General features: G+C 37.0%; 6 protein-coding genes. All 6 read right to left on the minus strand.

The annotated features are described in order from the left end of the window. Positions 1–1,424 precede the first annotated feature (1,424 nt). The gene (locus ACQV1I_RS25125; protein WP_116335446.1) at positions 1,425–1,973 is read right to left on the minus strand and encodes a MerR family transcriptional regulator; all 549 of its coding nucleotides are present in this window, start codon (positions 1,971–1,973) and stop codon (positions 1,425–1,427) included. 301 nt (positions 1,974–2,274) lie between these two features. Then, entirely contained in the window at positions 2,275–2,751 is a 477-nt protein-coding gene (locus tag ACQV1I_RS25130; protein WP_116335445.1) for a hypothetical protein, read from the minus strand. A 52-nt stretch (positions 2,752–2,803) separates the two neighbouring features. Continuing rightward, on the minus strand, positions 2,804–2,953 hold the full coding sequence (locus tag ACQV1I_RS25135; RefSeq protein ID WP_161555178.1) for a hypothetical protein: 150 nt from the start codon (positions 2,951–2,953) through the stop codon (positions 2,804–2,806). Between the two features lie 99 nt (positions 2,954–3,052). Further along, entirely contained in the window at positions 3,053–3,340 is a 288-nt protein-coding gene (locus tag ACQV1I_RS25140) for an aspartyl-phosphate phosphatase Spo0E family protein (RefSeq protein WP_438770128.1), read from the minus strand. A gap of 145 nt (positions 3,341–3,485) precedes the next feature. Next, complete coding sequence (locus ACQV1I_RS25145; protein ID WP_116335443.1) at positions 3,486–4,910, minus strand: helix-turn-helix domain-containing protein; 1,425 nt, start codon at positions 4,908–4,910, stop codon at positions 3,486–3,488. Between the two features lie 1,040 nt (positions 4,911–5,950). After that, positions 5,951–6,697 (minus strand): rolling circle replication-associated protein (locus ACQV1I_RS25150; RefSeq protein ID WP_438770130.1); only part of this gene is annotated, 747 nt, incomplete at its 5' end.

The following is a 6,697-nucleotide window of genomic DNA, read 5'->3' on the forward strand; positions in this document are numbered from 1 at the left end:
GCGTAAACGGATGATATCACCTGCAATTACCAGCCGCATATTGGAACATTTATGCTTGGTCATTATTCAATTTTCACCTTCTCCTTTTTGCCTATTTTTCTGTCCCCTTTTTGTTTCATTTTTTTCACAAGAGAAAATGGCTGTAACCCTTGACACTACTGTATTCACAAGCGACTTTCTCCGACTTTTTCCGGTGAGATGTGTGACGTAAATCAAGTCTAATAAAGAAGACTCACTCCGCTCGCCACAACCTCAAAACCTTTAAAAGATTAAAAACCATTTTACTACGAACAAATGTTTCCGCAAACCTCACAAAACCTAACTTTTAAAATTTTTAGTATTGCAGGTTTAAACCCTCCTTTGATAGACTGTACATAATTGAAACGGGTAGTCTACTCCCAAAAAAGGGTAGATTTTGCCCACTATCTGGAGAAGAGTCACCCCGACCGCCAAGTCATTGAGGGTGGCTTTTCTTGTGTTATTAAGTCTAGCAAATGTTACCTATTTTTCAAACAGTCTTTTGATAGAAAATCCCCCTACTAAAATTTTGGTAGGAGGTTTTTTTATTCTCTTAAATTCATATGGCTTACAGACCGTCTCTGTTGCCCCTAAAATCGTTTCTTTTATTATACCATATACAAACTATCATTTCTAACCAAAAAACTCACCTTACCCCCTTAGAAACGCCCTCAGGATGTAGTATAGGCAATAATAGATTTTCGCCAACTAGCTTTTTCTATTCTCCCGTAATAGTTTCTACCATGACCTACGCTAGAGGAAATAGGCTCTAATAGGGCACGTCCAACTCTACATATTGTCAAGCTATATCGTCCGTGTAACAGCCTTTGACTTAATACATAGTGTAGGTTCAATCAAAAGATTGCTAATTGCACGATCCGAGCCACCTTGTGGACTCTCTCGCACCTCAACATTCAGCACCTTTCCAACTCATTTTTATCTACCACTAAAAACTCATTCTATCCCTTATGGCTCTAAGCTTCATTCCACTTTATCAACCCGTTGTTTCTATATGTATCAAGATAAGAAAAAACTCCAAAAAATATTTACTCTGCTGCTCTCCACAATTGAAAGAAGCCCGACCGCCCCCTAGAGGTTCGGTTCGGTCTTCCTCAGTGCATGCTATAGAAAGTATTCTTTACAGATTGATGTATGGTGCATGAGATTAAAGATTATTTAATAATCTATTTCTTTAATCCCGTCAGCCTATGGAAATAGTAATGTCCCAATAAGTAAGTTCCAGAATCCTTGTTTACCATGCAATTTCAGGATTTCAAGTTACTAGGTTTACTACTGGGTCTATTACTAGGTTTGCTTCTCCTTCATAAAAACAACCCCTTGGACAAAACGAAGAAGCTCCTCCGGTCTTTGGAGCCTCAGTCCATTATTTTGAGAGTGGGGGGCTATTAACCTTTCCAGAATTGATACCATTTTTTCTTTGGTTGTTCTGGTTGTTCTTGTGCCGCAGCCAATAATTTTTTGGTTTCCATTATCTCATTGAGAGACTGCATTAATCGTTCATCACGCAGTTTCAATGCGTTATCTATATATTCGTCTCGCTTTTGAAGTTGTTCAAGTAACGCTTGATTGAACGCCTTTTGTTGTTCCATGTATTCTTCCATCTTATCTATCATTTCTTGATAACGCTCATCAGAACGCTTTTTATCATGGGGAACGATACTCGTTTCTTTATGCGTTATCGAGTGATCTGAATACATAGTACATACGGCTTTTGAAGCGTTCTCCATACTCATTTTTTTCCTCAAAAAATCTTGCATCGTTCGTAACGCTATAAGATCACGCTCACGGTAGGCACGACGATCATGCTCATCACGAATGATGCAGTAACCATCCGCCTCTAAACGTAGTGACCATTTTCGTAGAGCACTTACTGATATACCTAGTAATTCAGCTACATCGTTTGCCCAATAAGTCCGTTCAAAGCCATTCCCCATATCGTTCTCACCTCGCTGTACTAGCTTCTAGTGAGAATGAAGTAAATCCTTTTGGATACAGTATACTTTATATTTCATATCACATTCGATTCGTTCGGATTTTGGTAAAAAAACAGTGCGTGCAGCTGACGAATTCCTGGACTTTTTTTCTCAAAAACACGAATGATTTTTAGACCAGGATGTCGGACAACTTATCAAAAGACGAAAATAAAACGCCCGAATTGGAGTTCGGACGTTGTTTCGTTTAAGGGAACCATAGTCGATTTACTTAATTTTGGTATCTACAAGTCCTTTGTAAGCTTTAGTCGTCTAATTCATCTCGGTTTTGGGCAATACGAACTGAGAGTTTACCAGACATTTTAGCTTGACCTGATGTTAGTCCAACGGTGTAATCGCCGATCCCCCAAGGCTTTTCGCCATACCCTGTCCAAGTCTTTCCGGGAGCAGCCTTTCCACTCATTTTCTCATTGCCATCGTCATCGGTGACTGAAATATTAATTGTCTTAGAGCCTTTGTTGTGTACATATACCTTGACCCATCCATACCCCCTATTGACACTAAACTCTTCTGCCATTTCGGTATTAGCTAGGTCTTTGGTAAGTATTTTTTTAGTTTTCATAGGTTGAATGAGTCCTTGAGGAGTAACATTAGATTTATTCGTGACTATTCGATTTTCCTCAGCTTGGTTCAAATTATTAGCTTCAGCAAATGTAGGCATAACACTAACACCAGAGAGTACGCAAGTTAAAGCTAAAGCCCCAATCATTTTTTTCTTCATGATTATTTGCTCGCTCCTTTTGGTTTAGAAAATATTTACATGATATCCTTTTTCAGTATAAACTTTTTGACAATTTTTTCATCTCGTAATATTTTTTAGCTTTATCCTTCAAGTTCACACGATGCTTAGACCATTGCTGTTTTAATTTTCGCTTGCGTAATGTTCTTGCTGATTTTCGATCAGGGTCACCCCATACCAACATGATGAACCCTCCTAGCTGTCTCTGAATAGCTGAAAAACGGCTCTTCCCCTAAAAGCCCCGAAGGTATCTGTCGGTTTCCGTACAGCATATACTGACAGCTTATTTAGTAAGTCGAAGTAATATTTTTTGAGTTGCCACAATGCAGTCATCTAGTTGCTGGCTGATTTCCAAAACGGCTGGGCTGGTAAATGAACCTTCAGAAAAAAATATCTGTACTAACTTCTCTCGTAAAACTTCGGTTGTTCGTTGTAAATCGCAATCATTCTGTGATAGGCTGATAGTGCAGTTTTCACGGTTGGACATTCCTTTTCTGTAGGTTAAAGGGATGTCCTTTTTCATGTTGTCATAAGCATTGTTTTCGATTTCAACCCCCTCCCTTAATTCCATAGATTTAATAATTTAAATGTACATCAAAACCCTAAAAATCCCACATTGACAAAAAATTGGGTTAAATAAAAAAAGCACCTAAAAAGGTGCTTGTGTAAAGATGTATTATCCTCCCATTCCATGCCCATATTGAACAATCAAATTACTAAACATTCCCAAGGCTAATGCCACTGACAGTAATTTCCCTTTCATTCCCTTCATCCTCCTTCAAAATTTCCTGATAAGTTTTCTTTTGTTCTTCTGTAGCATATTCCAAATAGTCCCAAAATAATGCAGTACAACTTTTAAACTTATCGAAATCTTTTATCGAATCAGTTAGAATCAGGCAATTTAATACAGAATCTAAGGCACTCTTAAATTCCTTCTTTCTCACCAAATATAAAGCTAATTGATATCTAAAATGAATAAGTTCACTTACTTTAATAGCATCATCTAACGGAATAATTTTCTCAAAAGAATTTATATTTTCCGAAAAATGATCTAAAACGTAATCAACAAAAAATTTATGCTGATTAGCTGACTTTAAAATTGTCATTAAACCTGAAAGTATTTCATCTGGGTGATCGTCAAGAAACTGAACATAACTAGGGAGAATTTCAGCTTTTCCCATAAGTATATCCAAGGTAAAATAATTTGCTGTTGCCCATAAGCTAAACTTTTCTATCTCTATACGTCCAGGTTCATCTTGAAGCTCAAACCAACTTAAATCAGCATATCCATTCACATATTCCCATGCCTTTTCATATAGTTCCTGATTTTCTAACGCTATACCTTTTATAAGAAATCCACGACCATAATAAACAACTAAATGTCGTTCCGTTTCAAACTTCTCATTCTTGCTATTCTCTAACTTATGTAACTTATTTTCATAAACCAAAGTAGCTAATTCTCTTAGCTCATCGGCATATTTTTCAACAAGCTCCCATTTTCTAAGAGTATAACAAGTATTGGCCAAATGAAGTAAAGCATCCAATTGATAGTTTACTGGTAGCCTCTTACGATAAGGTGAAAAACGAATAACCGCTTCCCAGTTCTCTTCAGAGTTACTCCCCAACAATACCCTAAATAATCTATATTGGCTTATAATAAAACGTTCTGAGTAGTTATCTTTTTCATTATGAACTATAGCTTTGTATAGGATTGCTGACCCTTTTTGTCTACCAGCTTGAAATAACTGTTCAGCTATTGAAAAAATACTCTCCATGTTTTTGGGGGCTTCTAATAGCCTAGAAACAGCTAGCTCAATACAATCATACCTACCAATTTCCGCACAACGTATTAAATAAGGAACTAGCCTTGGTTTAGATACCCTCTTTTCTGAAATACATTCATCTACATATAGATCATACATCCATCCAATCTCACAATTAAACGCTTCAGTAAATGAATCTAATTGTTTAATTGTAATAGCTCTACGCCTATTTAGAATTTCACTGATATGTCCAACTTTGATACCGGATAGAGCACTCAGCCTTGTCATCGTGCAATTTTTATCGTGCATACATTTCTCTATTTCCGCACGTATTGACTTCTTTATTTCAGACACCCCATAATCCCCCTTATTTAACAAAATAATGGCATTTTTAGTATATTTTATACTTTGAGGGATTTTATTACTAGTGTTATTGAATTGAGTTGTTTGAGTTTGTTTTGCAAATGTAGTACAGCGTTACCATTGAAAAATTTATTTGGGGAACTTTTTTTACAGCAGACTGTCAGACGGTCTAGGGATAGCATTGTAGAGGTTTTTACACCCCCCTCCCTTTCTTATTACTTCCCTTTCAACAGCTCTCCTATCCGCTTTCTGAAGACTCTAACGCAGGATAAGGAACGTTACCATTCAAAGGTCACAAATTGTAGGCAAAGCCTACTAGACCAACTTTTTAAATGGTCACATGAGATGACACAGAGTAACCTAAATTTCAAAAACGTGGACACATACACAAGATGAAACAAGTAGATAAAAGGTTTATAGGGGTCACGCAGATCCGCTCGACCTACTAAAAAGTAAAAAGCCCTGTACTCATTCCTCCCACAACGGAATAGATACAGGGTCTTTTAGTTTGTACATCGCTCTATTAATCTAGCTTATTCATTTTTAGGCAAACAAATGCCTAGACGTTCGTATCGTAAAATTTCGTTTTGAAGTGTGGCTATGTAAGTGTTCCAGCCTAAACTGCAACTGACACAGGTAGTTTAGATGTAAACCACCCCCCATCGCCGATGCTATCGTAAACGCATCGTAAAACCCCAGTAAAATAGAGTGTTTTTTCATTTGTTCAGTTGATGAACTGTACTGTTTACAAGGCTTTTTTACATGCAAAAATTGTATCGTCCTATAACAAAAGACGCTGTTTACATGTGTTCAAATAGGGTTTGGGAGAAGCCCAAAAAATTGCAAATTGAAAACCGCTGCGGTTAACATTTGCGAATCTTGCTATTGGTTAAAACTCCTGATTCAGAGTATATTTTCCCATGCTGTACGTTAATTTAGGCACAATTTGTCTTATAAGATTCTTATAAGATTTCATAAAAAAACAAAAAAAGACAGGTTTTACCCTGTCTAAACTAAGCAAAATTAGATATAATAAGCAATAACATTTTGTGTGCTTAGTTTAATCTAAACTCGTGGTTGGGCGTCAGATTAAACTCTATATCTATAATTTTACCGTAGTGTTCGCTAGTGTATGAGCTGGTGAACACTCTTTTTTTGTCTTCTACACTGTCATCTATTTTCAAACCATTCTCACGTATAAACGTAGCAATTTCCCAAGGGTTGGTTAACACTGTTGGCTTTATCATGTTTCTACTCGTGGTGTAGCATTTCTTTTGTATCATACGAATGTCCGCTTCTGCCTTGGTCATGTACTTCGAGATGTAGGCTCCAACATTGTCTACATGGTCGATAGCATTAATTTTTACGTACCCATGCCCCCATATTTCTCTAAGCTTCTTTTTCGGTATGTAAGGCAAGTCCGACATTATATGATAGTGTACCGCTCCACGCTCTTGGAACTCTATTACGACTATGTATCTGAAATTCTTATATTTACGTCTCATTCGTTTAATAAAGATATCAAAGTGCTTTCTAGCTTCTTCTACATCCGTCATGTTTTCCTCATATGTAAGGGTGATAAATTTGGAATGTCGGTCAAAATTGGCGTTCACAAGGTTGATTACTTCCCGTCTTGCCCGTTTGTTTGATCTAGCCCTACTATCTAAGGACTTGTCCAATATTTTGTCTCTTTCGTTGTCTATAGTTCTATCCAGTTCAGCAACTACTTTTTCTGATAATGTCTCTTCTTCCAACACATGTCTATGTCTAGTAAATCCACTGTAAACAGGTTTTTCATATCT

The organism is Brevibacillus sp. JB24b (assembly GCF_051713385.1).
Lineage (GTDB): Bacteria > Bacillota > Bacilli > Brevibacillales > Brevibacillaceae > Brevibacillus_B > Brevibacillus_B laterosporus.

Coding starts and splice junctions, on each gene's coding strand:
- ACQV1I_RS25125 (WP_116335446.1), bottom strand. CDS start 1,973: ATGGGGAATGGCTTTGAACGGACTTATTGGGCAAACGATGTAGCTGAA.
- ACQV1I_RS25130 (WP_116335445.1), bottom strand. CDS start 2,751: ATGAAGAAAAAAATGATTGGGGCTTTAGCTTTAACTTGCGTACTCTCT.
- ACQV1I_RS25140 (WP_438770128.1), bottom strand. CDS start 3,340: ATGGAATTAAGGGAGGGGGTTGAAATCGAAAACAATGCTTATGACAAC.
- ACQV1I_RS25135 (WP_161555178.1), bottom strand. CDS start 2,953: ATGTTGGTATGGGGTGACCCTGATCGAAAATCAGCAAGAACATTACGC.